Annotated in this window: 14 protein-coding genes; 5 read left to right on the forward strand and 9 right to left on the reverse strand. The window is 69.9% G+C overall.

The window, feature by feature from the left end:
• Window positions 1-3: 3 nt before the first annotated feature.
• From AC1C2R_RS03080 to AC1C2R_RS03100, 5 genes are all read right to left on the reverse strand, one after another.
• Window positions 4-1,149, reverse strand: coding sequence for a HupE/UreJ family protein (locus AC1C2R_RS03080; protein WP_495378908.1), 1,146 nt, complete (start codon window positions 1,147-1,149; stop codon window positions 4-6).
• Window positions 1,146-4,808 (reverse strand): metallophosphoesterase, encoded by a 3,663-nt coding sequence (locus tag AC1C2R_RS03085; protein ID WP_495351075.1) that lies wholly within the window; start codon window positions 4,806-4,808, stop codon window positions 1,146-1,148. Before AC1C2R_RS03085 ends, AC1C2R_RS03080 begins: the two co-directional genes overlap by 4 nt.
• 148 nt (window positions 4,809-4,956) lie before the next feature.
• On the reverse strand, window positions 4,957-6,396 hold the full coding sequence (locus tag AC1C2R_RS03090; protein ID WP_495378909.1) for a lipase maturation factor family protein: 1,440 nt from the start codon (window positions 6,394-6,396) through the stop codon (window positions 4,957-4,959).
• Between the two features lie 389 nt (window positions 6,397-6,785).
• Window positions 6,786-8,234: a phytoene desaturase family protein gene (locus tag AC1C2R_RS03095; protein ID WP_495378910.1), complete on the reverse strand. Its 1,449-nt coding sequence runs from the start codon at window positions 8,232-8,234 to the stop codon at window positions 6,786-6,788.
• A 32-nt stretch (window positions 8,235-8,266) separates the two neighbouring features.
• Entirely contained in the window at window positions 8,267-8,995 is a 729-nt protein-coding gene (locus tag AC1C2R_RS03100; RefSeq protein ID WP_495351078.1) for an NUDIX hydrolase, read from the reverse strand.
• A 78-nt stretch (window positions 8,996-9,073) separates the two neighbouring features.
• On the opposite strand from AC1C2R_RS03100, the gene AC1C2R_RS03105 reads away from it, so the two are divergent.
• A complete protein-coding gene (locus tag AC1C2R_RS03105) occupies window positions 9,074-9,901 on the forward strand; it encodes an MBL fold metallo-hydrolase (RefSeq protein ID WP_495378911.1) in 828 nt (275 codons plus the stop codon).
• A gap of 21 nt (window positions 9,902-9,922) precedes the next feature.
• Here the strand turns inward: AC1C2R_RS03105 and AC1C2R_RS03110 are convergent, their stop codons facing one another.
• Window positions 9,923-10,495 (reverse strand): NADPH-dependent F420 reductase, encoded by a 573-nt coding sequence (locus tag AC1C2R_RS03110; protein WP_495351080.1) that lies wholly within the window; start codon window positions 10,493-10,495, stop codon window positions 9,923-9,925.
• Between the two features lie 100 nt (window positions 10,496-10,595).
• Between AC1C2R_RS03110 and AC1C2R_RS03115 the strand changes: the two genes are divergently transcribed.
• Window positions 10,596-11,123: a MarR family winged helix-turn-helix transcriptional regulator gene (locus AC1C2R_RS03115; RefSeq protein WP_495378912.1), complete on the forward strand. Its 528-nt coding sequence runs from the start codon at window positions 10,596-10,598 to the stop codon at window positions 11,121-11,123.
• Between the two features lie 224 nt (window positions 11,124-11,347).
• Here the strand turns inward: AC1C2R_RS03115 and AC1C2R_RS03120 are convergent, their stop codons facing one another.
• Window positions 11,348-11,650: a DUF1540 domain-containing protein gene (locus AC1C2R_RS03120; RefSeq protein ID WP_495378913.1), complete on the reverse strand. Its 303-nt coding sequence runs from the start codon at window positions 11,648-11,650 to the stop codon at window positions 11,348-11,350.
• Between the two features lie 175 nt (window positions 11,651-11,825).
• On the opposite strand from AC1C2R_RS03120, the gene AC1C2R_RS03125 reads away from it, so the two are divergent.
• Window positions 11,826-12,308: a hypothetical protein gene (locus AC1C2R_RS03125; protein ID WP_495378914.1), complete on the forward strand. Its 483-nt coding sequence runs from the start codon at window positions 11,826-11,828 to the stop codon at window positions 12,306-12,308.
• Between the two features lie 73 nt (window positions 12,309-12,381).
• On the opposite strand, the gene AC1C2R_RS03130 is transcribed toward AC1C2R_RS03125, so the two are convergent.
• The gene (locus tag AC1C2R_RS03130) at window positions 12,382-13,317 is read right to left on the reverse strand and encodes a cytochrome b/b6 domain-containing protein (RefSeq protein WP_495380367.1); all 936 of its coding nucleotides are present in this window, start codon (window positions 13,315-13,317) and stop codon (window positions 12,382-12,384) included.
• A gap of 215 nt (window positions 13,318-13,532) precedes the next feature.
• On the opposite strand from AC1C2R_RS03130, the gene AC1C2R_RS03135 reads away from it, so the two are divergent.
• Window positions 13,533-14,174: a ClpP family protease gene (locus AC1C2R_RS03135; protein WP_495378915.1), complete on the forward strand. Its 642-nt coding sequence runs from the start codon at window positions 13,533-13,535 to the stop codon at window positions 14,172-14,174.
• On the forward strand, window positions 14,171-14,797 hold the full coding sequence (locus AC1C2R_RS03140) for a ClpP family protease (protein ID WP_495351085.1): 627 nt from the start codon (window positions 14,171-14,173) through the stop codon (window positions 14,795-14,797). Before AC1C2R_RS03135 ends, AC1C2R_RS03140 begins: the two co-directional genes overlap by 4 nt.
• On the opposite strand, the gene AC1C2R_RS03145 is transcribed toward AC1C2R_RS03140, so the two are convergent.
• Window positions 14,779-15,318 (reverse strand): helix-turn-helix domain-containing protein, encoded by a 540-nt coding sequence (locus tag AC1C2R_RS03145; protein ID WP_495378916.1) that lies wholly within the window; start codon window positions 15,316-15,318, stop codon window positions 14,779-14,781. The genes AC1C2R_RS03140 and AC1C2R_RS03145 overlap by 19 nt on opposite strands.
• Between the last annotated feature and the right edge of the window lie 41 nt (window positions 15,319-15,359).

The raw sequence follows: 15,359 nt of genomic DNA on the forward strand, positions 1-15,359 counted from the left end.
ACCTCAGAACTGCGCGACGATCCGCTCGACGAACCAGAACATGCCGATCGCCGCGACGATCGCCCCGGCGACCAGCGTGGCCGGGTTCGCCGCCGGCGTGCGGCGAAGCAGCACGAGCAGCGGGAACGCGATCGCGATGATCGCCAGCTGCACCGCCTCGATGCCGAGGTTGAACGCGAGGAGGGAGCCGAGCAGCTCCCACGACCACTGCTCGTCGATGCCGAGCGCGCTCGCGAAGCCGAGCCCGTGGAGGAGTCCGAATGCGAAGACGACGGGCATGCGGAAGCGCGCCGGCACGTCGCGTCGGAAGAACACGGCGACGGCGGCCGCGACGATCGACAGGGCGATCACGGGTTCCACGATCGCGGCGGGCACGCTGACGAAGCCCATGCCCGCGAGCAGGAAGGTCACGCTGTGCGCGACGGTGAACGTCGTGGCGGTCACGATGATGCCGCGGAGGCTGCGGGCGCCGAGCAGCAGAGCGACGAGGAACAGGATGTGGTCGAGGCCGAACAGCAGATGCTCGGCGCCGAGCACGAAGAACTCACCGAGGTGCGGTGCCGCGGCACCGAGTTCGATCGTCGGCGAATCTGCCTTCAGCAGCCCGCTGCCGGCGACGTCGCCGAGATCCCACGTCACGAGCGTCTCGGTATCGTGCACGAACCCCTCGATGTCGGGGAACAGCGCACTCGACGCGGAGAGTGTCGCCTCCGTGCCTCCGCCGCAGTCGGCGGTGTAGTGGAGCACGGCGAACGCCCGGTCGTTCCGGTCGCGGATGCCGCCGGCACCACGTGGCTCGAGCACGCACCGATCACCGTCGGCGTCGATCGCGAACCGCTCGGTCACGTACTCGTCGACGGCGTCGGCGTTCTCGGCCAACTGCTCGATCTGCTCGTCACGATCAGTGGCCTCGTACGCCTCGGCGTACAGCCACGCCGATTTCATGAGCAGGTCGTACTCGAGCTCCAGCTCGACGACGACCGTCGCGCCCGAGCGCTCGACGTCGGCGGCGGCTGAGGTCGTGGCGTCGTGCGCGGCGGCCGGCGCTGCCGGCAGCATGACCGGGAGCACGACGGCGAGCAGGATGGTGCCGATCGCCGCCGCGGTCCGAGCGAACGGACCACGGCGGCGGGGTTGGTCGTACGTCATCCGGCTGCTGGCTCACTCGGCTGGAAGTACGGGAAGAGGGGCGAGCCCTCGTCCCACACGCCGGGCTTGCCCGTGGCATCCTTCGTGATGAACACCGCCGGCTCCGAGGCGGTCTCGCCGCCGCCCGCCGAGCGCGCGGTGACGATCCACCCGTACGCGTTGCCTGGCTTGCGCTTCGGCCAGTCCACCGTGGCAACCTCGCCGGAGGCCACGGTCGCCTCGCCGATCACCGCGGTCGGCGCGTAGATGGCGACCGAGTCGGTCTGGAAGCTCGTCGTGCGGCTCGTGAGGTCGACCGGCAGCACCATGTTGTCTTCGGTGCCGTCGTAGCGATGCCGGTCGTCGTACTCGGTCGCACCGAACTCGTCGAGCAGCGGCGAGTAGGTGTCGACGTTCATGATGCCCCGGTCGACGTCGAACTGGAGGAGCCGAAAGAAGCTCGCGCCGAACTGCAGCTGGTCGGTCGGCTGGTAGCCGCCGATCTCGGTGAGACCGAGCCGGTCGGCTGCGACCGTGTAGAACTGGTAGTCCGCGAGCAGCTCGACGACCCCATGATCGATCTCGCCGACGTGCGGCTTCACGTTGGTACCGACGCCGTGCTCGTGGCCCGCGAGGATCAGGAACACGTTGGCGTTCTCCTTCACCACCGTGTTGTACAGCATCGAGCCGTCGGGCGCGGAGAACGGCGCGTTCCGACCATCGGGCTGGGTGCTCGGCGCGAGGTAGTCGTGCGAGAGCAGGATGCCGTTGCGGCCGGGGAACTGCGCGAACACGTTGCTCGCCCACTCGGCCTCTTCACGCGTCACGCCGTACGAGAGGCCGACCACGACGAAGTCGAGGCCGCCGGCCGAGAACAGGTCGTAGTGATTCTGGTTGTCGCCCTCCTGCCACGGTCCGCCGTACTCGGCCTGCTCCCAGCCGGTTGCGGCGGCGCTGTAGCGGTCGGGACCGTAGTAGCGGTTGAAGATCGCCTCCGCGCCGTTCTCGGTGCCCGACTGGTTGTCGTGGTTGCCCGCGATGACGCCGTTCGGAATGCCGGCGCCGTCGAGCACGCCCTGCTGCTTCGACGACACTTCGAACTCGCCGACGACCTGCTGCGCGAGCTCCTCGGTAGCCGGCTTGCGGATGTTGTTCTCGATGATGTCGCCGGTGTGCGCGACATACGAGATCTTGCGCGACTCGGCGTTCTCGGCGATCCAGTCGACGACGCCGGAGTACGCCGACTCCCAGACTGCGCGCTCCTCGGGCGTCTCCTGCTCGACGGCGCCCTCCGAGATGTACTGGGTATCGGTGAAGTGCGCGATCGAGAAGTCGTAGCTCGCGGGATCGGCGAATCCGTTGGGGTCACCCGCGACGAGGTCGTCGGCGAACGGATCCTCGCCGGTGACCATGACGTGCACTCGCCGTCCATCGAGGTAGCGGTCGTCGACATCGGCGGTGAGCACCGTGTCGCCTTCGGCTGCGCCGCGGGCGCTGCTCAGCACGTCCCAGGTACCGGCCGCGACGTTCCAGGCCCGAAGCGACGCGAGACGGTCGGGGTCGATGATGCCGGCCCACCGCAGCACCGGCGCCCGCACATGGCCCTTGACCATCACGTCGAAACGCTGGAATGCGACATCGCGCGATGCTTCGGTGTCGAGCGTGAGTCCGTCGCCCGGCTCGAGGGGCGATGGGCCGTGGACCTTCTGCTCGCCTTCGACCTGCAGCGTCGTCGGCACACCGTCGGAGGTGCCTTGCCAGACCTGGTTCGGGGTGAGGATCTCAGCCTCCGAGAACGTCGCAGTGACCTCGCCGCCATCGGGCTCGGCGACGCGTGCCGAGAGACTGACGGTGTCACCGATATCCGTGGCGCCGGAGGCGGGGGCCAGCTCGACCGGGACATCCGGAATGCCGGCGGAGGTGAAGACGATCTCACGAGTGGCCGCAGTGCCGAGCCCGTCGACCGCGGTCACCGCGATCGTGTGCTCGCCGGCGCTGAGGCCGGGCCCGATGGGCTCGGCGAGCGCCACGGCGGTGCCGTCGAGCGTGACCTCGGGTCCCGACAGGATTCCGGAGGCGTCGTCGATCTGCACGTCGAGGGCCACCGTCGAAGTGATGGTCTCACCGGCCGCGGGAACGCTCGACACCACAGCGGGGCCGGAGTTGTCGGTGACGAACGCACGCGTCGCCACCTCGCCGGTGGTGGATGCCGCGGCGATCGTGTGCTCGCCGTCGGCGAGGGTCGTCGTGTCGAGATCCGCCCGAAGCCCCTGCTGCGACCCGTCGACCGAGAACTCGAAGCCGGCCCCCTGGAGCAGGTTGGGGTTCGTGCCGCAGCTGCCGTCGCCCATGGCGTACGACGGCTTCAGCCCGATGCCGGCCGCAGTGCCGACTGCCGGTGTCAACGCGAGCTTCGAGATCGTGAAATCGTCGAGATTCACGCCGCACGCCGAGTCCACGCCGCCGAGCACGAGCTCGATGGTGTTGGCGCCCGGCCGCAGCCATTCGTTCGGGAAGACCACGTCGACGCGACTGCTGACGTAGTCGCCGCCGAGCTCCTGCTTCATGCCGTTCACGAGCAGGTAGCTGCGGTAGCGCGCCTCGATCGAGTTCGACCCGACGTTGAAACTGAGCGCGGCGTCGCCCGACCCGAGCGTCGGTACGGCCCCCACCTCGGCGTCGTCGACGGTGAGGGAGGCGACGCCGCCGTCGGCACCGACCGGTTGCGTCGCGAAGATCTGCTGCACGCCCTTGGCGATCGTGCCATCGGCGGGTGTCACGGATGGCGCCCCGGCCGGTGCGTTGTTCACGGTGACGGTGCTCGTGGCGCTCGCGCCCGACGCGGTGGTCGCCACGATCGCGTGCTGGCCGTTCTCGACGGTCGTCGTGTCGAGCTCGGCGGCGAGTCCGGTCGTGCCCTGGGGGTCGCCGAGCACGAAGAACGAGAGCTCGGCGTCGAGGCGCAGCGAGGTGTTCGACCCGCAGTTGCCGTCGCCGAAGGAGTAGCTGTACTCGTTCTCTTCGCCGTCGGCGATCTCACCGAGCAGCTCGAGGCCGATGTTCGAGAGCACGAAGTCGTCGTGGTTGGTCCCGCACGATGTCTCGATCGTGCCCGTGACGAACTCGATCGAGTTCTCACCCTGCACGAGATATTCGTTCGGGATCTCGAGGTCGACCCGCTCGTCGACGATGTCCCCGAGGTCGATGCGGTGGTCGCCGTTCACGAGCACGTGGTTGCCGTAGCGGGCCTCGGCCCCGTTCGACCCGACGTCGAAGCGCAGGTACGAGACGCCGACCGTCGACGTCGCGTCGAGTTCGGCGCCGTCGAGCGTGAGGCTCGTGACGTCGTCATCGACGACGACCGGGGTCGACGCGATCGTCGCGACGCCCTCGAGGAACGCGCCGGATGCCGGAACGAGTTGCGGTGGCGACGCCGGCGGTTGCGGCGGCTTCGGCGTCGGCTTGGGCTTGGGTTTGGGCTTGGGCTTCGCGGTAGCAGCTGTCGCTGCGGTCGTATCGGCGACTGCGGCAGCGACGGTGCCTGCGGACGGCGCGACGACCGCGGCCTGCGCCGGAGCCGGAGCGGTCACCAGCCCTCCCCCGAGCACCGCGGCGATCGCCAGGGCGATCACCCCCGTCGATGAACCGCTGACCCTGCCCCGCGTGTTCCTCCACCGCATACCCGTACACCCTCTCTGGCGTCGCCGTACCCGACCTCGCAGCATCCGCGAGGTGATCCCGGTCAAACGCTGGCGGGGCAGGGTGAACAATCGGGGTTCGCAAGCCGACGAGTCAGCGACGGAATGCCGAACGGTCGCGGTCACTTGCTCAGCGCAGCCCAGCCGCCGGCATGACCTCGCCCTCGAGCGTGCGCACCCAACGGTCCCCCGTCGCCCTGAACTCCGCATGCGTCGCGAACCGGTAGTGGTAGGCGCGGGCGCGTACCCAGCGAGGCGGAGCCCCGTCGAACGGGTCGTGCGCGAGCAGCGCGAGCGTCGGGGCATCCGCTTCGAGCAATCGCAGGAGGAAGACCTCGAACCACGGTTCCCACATACGCCCCAGCGGCAGGAACCACATGAGCCAGTCGAGCCGCAGATGGTACGGAGCCCACTGCCGCGGCACGGCGCTCAGCGCTCCGGGTTTGCCCTTGAAGCCGTACTCGCGCCAGTCGGCGTCGTCGTCGGGGTCGCCTTCGAGCGTGCCCTCGACGACGATCTCTATGCGCCGCTTCGTCACCGTGCCGAACGCACCGTAGGCGTTCACGAGCATCCAGCGGTTGAACGACGCGTTCATGAGCTGACGGCGCGAGAAGAGGTTCTTGATCGGCCAGAAGCTCAGCACGACGAGCAGAGCGGATGCCGCGAGCACCACGATCGCCCACCAGAGCGGCGTCGCCGCGGCATCCGTGCCGAGCTCGGCCGGAATCGCCGGGATCAGCCAGTGCCAGGCCGAGTCGGTGATGGCGGATGCCGCGAGCACGACCGTGATCCAGTTGAGCCACGCGAAATTGCCGGTGACGATGAGCCAGAGCTGCGTGAGGATGACGATCGCCGCAGCCGCCCCGCCCACGGGCCCCGGCACGAACAGCAGGAACGGCACGATGAGCTGCGCGAAGTGGTTGCCGAGCACCTCTCCGCGATGGAACCACGCGGGCAGCAGGTGGGCCTGGCGACTCAGGGGGTTCGGCATGGGCTGCGTCTCGTGGTGGTACATGAGCGCGGTGAGGTCGCGCCACTCGCGCCCGCCGCGGATCTTGATCATGCCGGCACCGAATTCGAGGCGGAACACGAGCCACCATACGGCGACGATGATCGTGACGGGCGGCGGCGACTCGTTCGAGCCGAGGAACGCGACCGTGAAGAGCGCCTCGCAGAGCAGCATCTCCCAGCCGAAGCCGTAGAAGGTCTGGCCGACGTTCACGATCGAGAGATAGCCGATCCAGAGCGCGAGGAAGACGAGCATCGGCAGCCACGGCGGGCCGAGCTGTGGAAGCCCGAGCACGACGGATGCCGCGAGCACGAGCCCCACGACGGCGAGCGCCACGAGCCGCCGGTCGGTGTACCCCCAGCGGAAGAGGCTCGGCCCGCGCAAGCGCGGCGCGAGGCGGAGCAACTCGGGCACGGGCAGGAAGCCGTGCTCGCCGAGGAGCGCCCGGAACTGGTTCAGCGTCGACAGGAACGCGACGAACGCGAGCGCGCCGACGCCGCGCTGCAACACTTGGCGCGCAACCTCGTAGTCGCGCGCGTCGAACCAGTCGAGCCAGTCCACACCCTCACGCTACGCCCGCCATCGTTCGTCGAGTAGCGCCCGACGAAGGAGGACGCGTATCGAGACGCCCCCGAGAAAGGTCTCGATACGCTCGCTTCGCTCACTACTCGACCAACGAATGCCGTGCCCGCCACCGCTCGTCGAGTAGCGCCCGACGAAGGAGGACGCGTATCGAGACGCCCCCGAGAAAGGTCTCGATACGCTCGCTTCGCTCACTACTCGACCAACGAATGCCGTCCCCGCCACCGTTCGTCGAGACACCCCCCGACGAATGCCGTGCCCGCCACCGCTCGTCGAGTAGCGCCCGACGAAGGAGGACGCGTATCGAGACGCCGCCGAGAAAGGTCTCGATACGATCGCTTCGCTCACTACCCGACCAACGAATGCCGTCAGCGGATGCCGAAGCGCTCGCGCAGTGCGAGCTTCGCCGCGAACCAGCCGTTCATGCCGTGCACGGCCGGCCCGGGCGGTGTCGCGCTCGAGCAGAGGTAGACGCCGTCGACCGGCGTGCGCCACGGCGCGGTCGAGACGACCGGCCGTTTCACGAGTTGCGCGAACGTGAGCTCACCGGCGTAGATGTCGCCGCCGAGGTAGTTCGGGTTGTACCGCCCGATCTCCGCCGCCGAGCTCGCCGCGGAGGCGAGCACGACGTCACGGAATCCTGGAGCGAACCGCTCGACCTCGGCCGTCACGAGTTCGGTCGCGTCGAGCGTCGAGCCGGCCGGCACGTGCGTGTACGCCCAGAGCACGTGCTTGCCCGCCGGCGCACGGCTCGGGTCGACGACGGTCGGCTGGGTGACCAGCACGTACGGATGTCGCGCCGCCCCGCCGCCCGCACCTCCGGCCGGCAGCCCGGGCTGGAAGCCCCGCGACACCGCGTTCTCGGCCGCGGCGATCTCGGCCCTGCTGCCGCCCAGGTGCACCGTCGGCGCGAGCCCGACCTCGGCATTCGCCCACGGCACCGGGTCGCTCAGCGCGAAGTCGACCTTCGCGACTCCCGATCCGTAGCGGTAACGACGCAAGGCGCGCGCGTATCGCACGGGAAGCTCGGCCGTGAAGAGCAGCTCGGGCGAGGTGTCGAGCAGCACCGCGCGCGAGCCCGCCACCTCCGAGAGGGAGGTCACCGCGGCATCCGTCACGATCTCACCGCCGCGCGCGACGAGCTCGTCGGCGAGCGCGTCGGCGATCACCTGAGATCCGCCGACGGGCAGTCCCCATCCGACGCCGTGCCCGTGCATCGCGAGCAGCAGGCCCGCGCCCGCCGAGGCGAGCGAGGGCATGCCGCCCGCGGCATGCGAAACGGTCCCCGTGAAGAGGGCGGGTGCGACGTCGTCGCGGAAGCGCGTGTTCCATGCCGCTGTGCCCTGCTCGAGGGCGCGCAGCCCGAATTGCACGGCGGCGATCGGGTCTCGTGGCACACGCAGCAGTTGCGATCCCGTGAAGTCGACGACGCCGCGACTCCGCGCGAGAAGCGGCGCGATCAGCTGCCGCCACGCCGGTCCGTCGCGGCCGAGGCCCTCGACGGTTCGGTCCAGATCACGCCAGGCGAGGCCGGCTCGGCCTCCGTCGAGCGGGTGCGCGTACGACAGCTCGGGCACGATCCACTCGATGCGATCGAGCAGACCGAGCTTCTTGAATACCGGCGAGGCGAGTCCGGCCGGATGCACCGCCGAACACACGTCGTGCCGGAACCCGGGCAGCGTGAGCTCGGCGGTGCGCAGCCCGCCACCGATCGTGGGCGCGGCCTCGAGCACGCGCACCGAGAGCCCGGCGCGGGCGGCGAGCACGGCGGCGACGAGCCCGTTGGGCCCGCTGCCGACGACGGTGACGTCGGTCATGCGCTCAGGTCGATCATGCGACACGTCATGGGTCAGAACGAGTTGAGATAGACCCACGGCAGACGATCCATCATGAGTCGGTGCCGGTTGCCCTCGGCGTCGGGGGCGTCGTCGGGTACGGCCGGCTCGCGATCGCGGATCTCCTGCTCGTCGGCGTACTCGTCGTCCTCCTGCCACACGATCGTCGATCCGCCGTGCCTGACCTTCGCCACGTACGGTCGCACCTCGCCACTGCGCAGTTCGGCGAGCGCTTCGTCGACGGATGCCGCGTGCGCCAGGCCGTGCAGGGTGACCCAGGTGGGCGGCCAGAGCGTCATCGAGCCGGCGGTGTGGCGATCGAGTGCGTCGACCGGGCGCAGCCACTCGGCGGCGGCGACCTCGTCGGGGGCGAGTCGCAATTCGCCGTCGGGCACCCGCACTGCGAAGAAGGTCGTGGTGAGCTGCTTGGGTGCGCCCTTCGGCGGCGTCCAGTGCGAGAACGGCACGAGCTCGGCGGGGTCGAGCACGAGGCCGACCTCTTCACGCGTTTCGCGCACGGCGGCGCGGCGAGCGGCGTCGATTCCGTCGATGGGGTCCCCAGCGGCATCCGTGTCGTCGACTGCGCCACCCGGGAAGACCCACGCACCGGCGAACGAGCCGCGATCGCGGGGCCGCTCGGCGAGGAGCACCTCGAGCCCGCGCTCGCCGTCGCGCAACAGCACGACGGTCGCAGCCGACCCGGTGGTCGCCGGGGCGGTCAAGGATTCGAGATCGCTGTCCATGCCCTCAGACTAGGCCGCGGAGTGCGATGGCGCACCGCTCGCCTACGCCCCCGCCGAGCCGCGGGATACACTGCCCGGATGGATCAGGATGCCGGCCCCGGTGAGCGCGTGTCGACGTTCGCCCGGCTCGTGCTCGCGCCCAACGCCGGGCCGATGACCCTCGATGGCACCAACTCCTACGTGCTGCGAGCGCCGGGTTCGGCGGGTGTCGTCGTCGTCGACCCGGGCCCTGCCGACGCCGCGCATCTCGCGGCGCTCGCGAGCACCGGCCCCGTCGAGCTCGTGCTCGTCACGCACCACCATGCCGATCACACCGAGTCGCTCGAAGCGTTCCATGCGATGACGGATGCCCCGGTGCGCGCGATCGACCCGGCTCTCTGCCTCGGCGGGGCGCCGCTGGCCGACGGCGAACGCATCCACGCCGCCGGACTCGAGATCGAGGTGATCGCGACCCCCGGCCACACGGCGGACTCGGTGTGCTTCGCCCTCCCCGCCGACGTCGTTGCAGGTGAGACTGCGGTCGCGCCTGCCGGCCCGACCGGAACCGTGCTCACGGGCGACACGATCCTCGGCCGCGGCACGACGATCATCGCCGATCCCGACGGCGCCCTCGGCCCTTACCTCGACTCGCTCGAACGCCTGCGTGCCGCCGGCATGCCGGGGCCCGTGGGGGTGCTGCCCGGTCACGGACCCGCACTCCCCGACCTCGCCGCGATCTGCGATGCCTACCTCGCGCACCGCGCCGAGCGACTCGAGCAGGTGCGCGCCGCCCTCCGCACGCTCGGGGCCGGCGCCTCGGCGGGCGCCGTCACCGACCTGGTCTACGCAGACACGGATGCCTCGGTGCGAGGTGCAGCCGAGGCATCCGTTCGAGCGCAATTGGCCTACCTGCGCAGCGCCGGCTGACTCAGGCGGCCCGCGCGGGGGTCAGGCGACGAGTGCGAGGCCCGCGTTCCAGCCGACCTTCTCCTGCACGGCGAGCGTGAGCTGCAGGAAGCCGATGGACTCGAGTTCGCGCGCCCGCGAGAGGCGGCCCGCGTCGACCGCCACCACGCCGCCCGCCCGCACGACCTCGGCGAGTGCCTGCTTCGCGGCGTCGTCGTCGCCGGCGATGAGCACGGTGGTGGGGTTCGAGCCGACCGACCTCGATGCCAGGGTGGCGGCGAAGTTCGTGTTGAAGGCCTTGAGCACCTTCGAGTCGGGCAGAGCGGCGGAAAGCTCGCTCGCCGAGGAACCGTCGGCCGGCACGACGAGTCCGTCGAAGGTCTCGAAGTTCAGCGGGTTCGTGATGTCGACGACGATCTTGCCGGCGAGTTCGGCGCCGCGTGCGGCCACGATCTCGGCGAGGGCGGGGTGCGGCACGGCGAGCACCACGATGTCGCCGGTGATCGGCTCGGCTGTGTCGCGGCCGACGTACTCGACGGTGTTTCCCCCAGCGGCCACGATGCCTCCGATGGCCGTACCCATGTTGCCGTTTCCGATGATGCTGACGGTCGTCATGTTGATCCTCTCGGCGCCGTTCGACGCGATTACTTGTTCCGACAACTATCACCATACGCGCCATCAGTTGTTGCGTCAACTAATGCGATAGACTCCCAGCATGACGGATGACACCCGGTGGCTCGCCTCCGAAGAATCCGCCGCGTGGGTGCGCCTCGTGGCGCTCGCCGAGCTGCTCCCCGGCGCCCTCGACGCGCAACTGCTCCGCGACGCGGGGCTCACTCACTTCGAGTACGCCGCCCTCATGGCCCTCGCCCAGGCGCCCGGCCGCACCATGCGCATGACCGCACTCGCCTCCGCCACGAACGCGACGCTCCCCCGACTCTCCCACGTCGCCCGTCGGCTCGAGGAGCGCGGCCTCATCGAGCGCTTCCCCTGCCCCGAAGACCGCCGGGCGACGAACGCCAAGGTCACCGATGCGGGTCTCGCACTGATCGCCGAGGCCGCCCCTGGCCACGTCGAGACCGTGCGAACGAAGGTGCTCGACGCGCTCGCACCCGAGCAGCTCGAACAGCTCTACGACATCGCCGGCGCCGTGCTCGCACGACTCGACCCCGACGGGCGGCTCGCTGCGACCTCATGCCAGTTCAGCGAGGGCCCCGTCACCCCCGCCACCCCCGTCAACTGACCCGCGCCGTTCCGCGCGTCCCTTGACCCACACACTCCCGCGCCCCCATCACTCGCCGATGCGGTCTACCCGCGCATCGAGAGTGCGCTAGATGTCGGAATCCGGCGCCGAAAACGACAGTTGGCGCACTCTCGACGGGCGGCGGGCGCGACGGGCGGCGGGACGACGGGCGCGATGGGCGCGCGGTCGGAGAGTAGTGACGATGTGCGCTCGGGAACGCGTGCTCAGCGCGGCTCGTAGGTGAGGCAGTCGGCGTCGTCGCTCCCGGCCCCGATTCGCACCGACGGCGCGGTGCACTCCAGTGACGAGTTGTGCACGCACTCCGCACGTTGACACGCCCCGACGTGCGTCACGACCTTGTCGAGTCCGCCCTTCTTTCCGAGCGGGATGAACGTGGCGCACTCGGCATCGCCGACGGAGCCGCCGATCGTGACCGCGGCCGCGTGGCAGTGGGAGTGGTCGTTGTAGGAGCATCCGGCCACCGAGCATTCGGCGACGGCGGGCAGTTCGTCGAGCGTCATGCTCATGGTGACCTCCAGTGCGGTGCGCGGCTGTTCGTTGGGGCGATAGTACGCCCGCGCGTGTCGACCGCACAGCATCTCCGGGACGAGTTTCCGCAGATCATCGCCACTTTCTTCTGAGGCGAGGCTACCTATCCACCAGCCGGGCTCGAATGTCGGAGGGGTGCGGGAGGCTGCCTCCATGGCATCCGACGACTTCGAATTCCTCTACGGCGCGTGGCACGTGCGCAACCGCAAACTCCGCGACGTCACCGACCCCGACTGCACCGAATGGGTCGAGTTCGATGCGACCGCCGAGGTGTACCCGATCCTCGACGGCTTCGGTCACATCGACCGCATGAGCGTGCCCGAAGCGCCCGACGGCGGTGCGTTCGAGGGGTTCACGCTGCGCCTGTACGAACCCGCCGCCGATCTCTGGCGCATCTGGTGGAGCTCCACACGGTTCCCCGGAGTGCTCGACACCCCCGTCGAGGGCCGGTTCACCGATGGGCATGGCGTGTTCGAGGCCGACTTCGAACTCCGCGGCGCGCCCGCGCGCGAACGCTTCGAGTGGCTGACGAGCGACCCCGAGCATCCGCACTGGCAGCAGTCGTTCTCGCTTGACGGGGGTGCGAGCTGGCAGCCGCCGAACTGGCACATGCACCTGACGCGCCGCGCGTCGTAACTCAGCACATGCCCTGACACCCGCCTGCCAGAACAACCGCGGCTCGGCTCAGCTCACCCCGGGTCACCCCAGGTCACCGCGAGACGGTGCCCATGCGGCTCGCGATCGGCTTCAGCACGGCCGGCCGCACGGCGAACCAGCCCGCGACCAAGACCACGAGCGAGACCGCGAAGATGCCGAACCCGAGCCACGATGCGTCGTCGCGGCTCGCGTACATCGCATCGAGGTTGCGCAGCGCGCCGGTGGTGAAGACGAGCGTGACGTGCACGATGACGAACACCACGAACACGAGCATCACGGGGTAGTGCACCGCACGCGCGAGCGAAGCCGGGTAGACCCGGTTCAGTCGCCCGGCGCGCTGCGGCCACACCGACGAGAGACGCAGCCCCGTGATCACGGCGAGCGGAGCCACCACGAAGACGATCACGAAGTAACTGAGCAGCTGCAGGCTGTTGTAGTTCACCCACGCGTGCTCGATCGGCCAGTCGAGCGAGGCGAATTGCAACCCTGCCGACACGGCGTTCGGCCAGATGTCGGCGCTCGTCGGCACGATGCGCATCCATTGCCCGGTCGCGAAGAGCGCCGCGATGAACACGATTCCGTTGAGCACCCAGAGCACGTCGACGGCGTAGTGCAGCCAGAGGTAGATGCCGATCTTCCACGGCGGGTTCTTCGTGCGCACGAGACCCTCGTTATTGCGGACCCACCGGGCCGGCGGCCGGCCTCCCTTGCGCAGCAGCAGCCCGGAGCGCACGAGCAGCACGAGGAAGAACCCGTTGAGGAAGTGCTGCCACCCGAGCCACGCCGGAATACCGACGGGCGCGCCCTCGGGCAGCGGGGTCGTGCCCGGGTACCGCGTGATGAAGTCCTGCACCGACGGTTGCGCCCGCAGCCAGATCGCACCGAGCACGACGGCGGCGAGCAGCGTGACCCCGACGAGTACCGCCCAGACGAACGGCAGCCACCCACTGCGCCGACGGGTCGCGTGATGCGCGGTCGGGTCGGTCAGACGGGTCACCGACACATTTTGTCACGAGGGCCGGTGCGACCGCCGACCACTGCGTCCCAGTGGCGCATGGATGCCGCAGCACCAACGCAGTCCGGTGCAGCGGCACCCGGGCAGCGCTGCCCTGAGCGGCTCTGCTCAGGGCAGCTCCGCTCACGGCAGCACTGCTGTGAGCGGCATCCGCCCCACCGGTGACGGCCCGCACGCACGCTGGATGCATGAGCGATAACGACTCCCCACCGATCCAGCCGATCGACGCCGAACTCACGAAGCGGCTCTTCCACGAGCGCATCATCGTGCTCGGCGACAGCCTCGACCAGCAGGTCGGCAACCGGCTCTGCGCCCAACTCATGACGCTTGCGGCCGACGACCAGCGCCGCGACATCCGCCTCTGGATCAATTCGCCCGGCGGCTCGGTCTCGGCCATGCTCGCGATCGCCGACCTCATGCGGTCGATCCCGAACGACGTGTCGACGATCGCCGTCGGCATCGCGGCGAGCGCGGGGCAATTCCTCCTGAGCGCCGGCACGAAGGGCAAGCGGTTCGCACTGCCGCACGCACGGATCCTGATGCACCAGGGCTCGGCCGGCATCGGCGGCACCGCCGTCGACGTCGAGCTGCAGGCCGACGACCTGCGCTACACCCGAGACACGGTGCTCGGCATCACGGCCGAGAACACCGGCCAGCCGATCGAGCGCATCGCCGAGGACTCCTTGCGCGACCGCTGGTACACCGCCGCCGAGGCCGTCGACTACGGCTTCATCGACCGCATCGCCGACGGCTTCGGCGAGATGTTCCCACAGGGACGCGATCCCCAGGTCGGACTGCGGGCGCAGACCGGAATGCGAGTGCCGGCATGAGCAGCTACACGATCCCCTACGTCGTCGAGAAGCGCGGCAACAGCGAGCGTTCGCTCGACGTCTACAGCCGCTTGCTCTCGGACCGCATCGTCTACCTCGGCACCGAGATCGACGACGGTGTCGCGAATGTGCTGATCGCGCAGTTCCTGCACCTGGCCTCGGAGTCGAGCGAGACGCCGATCAGCCTCTACCTGAACTCCCCCGGCGGCTCGCCCGGCGCTGCGCTCGCGGTGTACGACACGATGCGGCACATCCGGCCGGATGTCGCGACGACGTGCGTCGGCCAGGCGGGCGGGCCGGCCGCGGTGCTGCTCGCCGGTGGAGCGAAGGGGCAGCGGGCGATCCTGCCGCACGGGCGGGTCATCCTGCACCAACCGTCGACGCAGGGGCGCGGCACGATCCCCGACCTCATCCTGCACGCCGACGAGGTGGTGCGCGTGCGGGCCGAGCTCGAGGCGGCACTCGCCGCCGACACCGGTCGCGACGCGGCGACGCTCCGGCACGACACCGACCGCGACCTCATCCTGCCGGCGAGCGCAGCGGTCGAGTACGGGCTCGCCGACCACGTGCTGACGACGCAGGTCGAGGTGGCGGCGTCGCGGGGTTACGCGGCGAGCAGGTAGGCGCCGGGCTCGGCGGGCGCGTACAGCCCGCCGGGCATGACGACGGCCAGCGGATGCTCCGCAGCCGCGCCGACCGGATCGACCACGTGGATCGTGTCGACGTGGTCGACTGCGTCGACCACGTCGGCCCGGAAGGCGAACGACGCCTCCACTCGCAGCAGCTCACGCCGCTCGGCTTCGCGTCGCTCGGCTTCCTGCCGCTCGGCGAGCAACGAGCCGACACGGTGCACGACGTCGACGAGCTCGAGTCCGAGCGACTCGGCGACCGAGCCGAGCACCTCTGACGAAGCCTCCTTGCGTCCGCGCTCGATCTCGGAGAGGTACTGCGGCGAGACACCGGCGGTCGCTGCGACCTCCGTCAGGATCCGCTCCTGGCCGAGTCGTTCGCCGCGCAGCACCTCGCCGAGCGCGTGTCGCCACAGTGGCTTCGGTGCATTCGGCTTCGCCGCGTTCGGCCTCGGAGCGCTCGGCTCCGTGGCGCGTCGGTCAGTGGCCCGTGTGAACTCGACGACCTTGCCCATGGCCCGAGGTTAGCCGCGGCATCCGCTCGCCGTCAGGCCGA

Source organism: Agromyces sp. Y182, assembly GCF_059445385.1.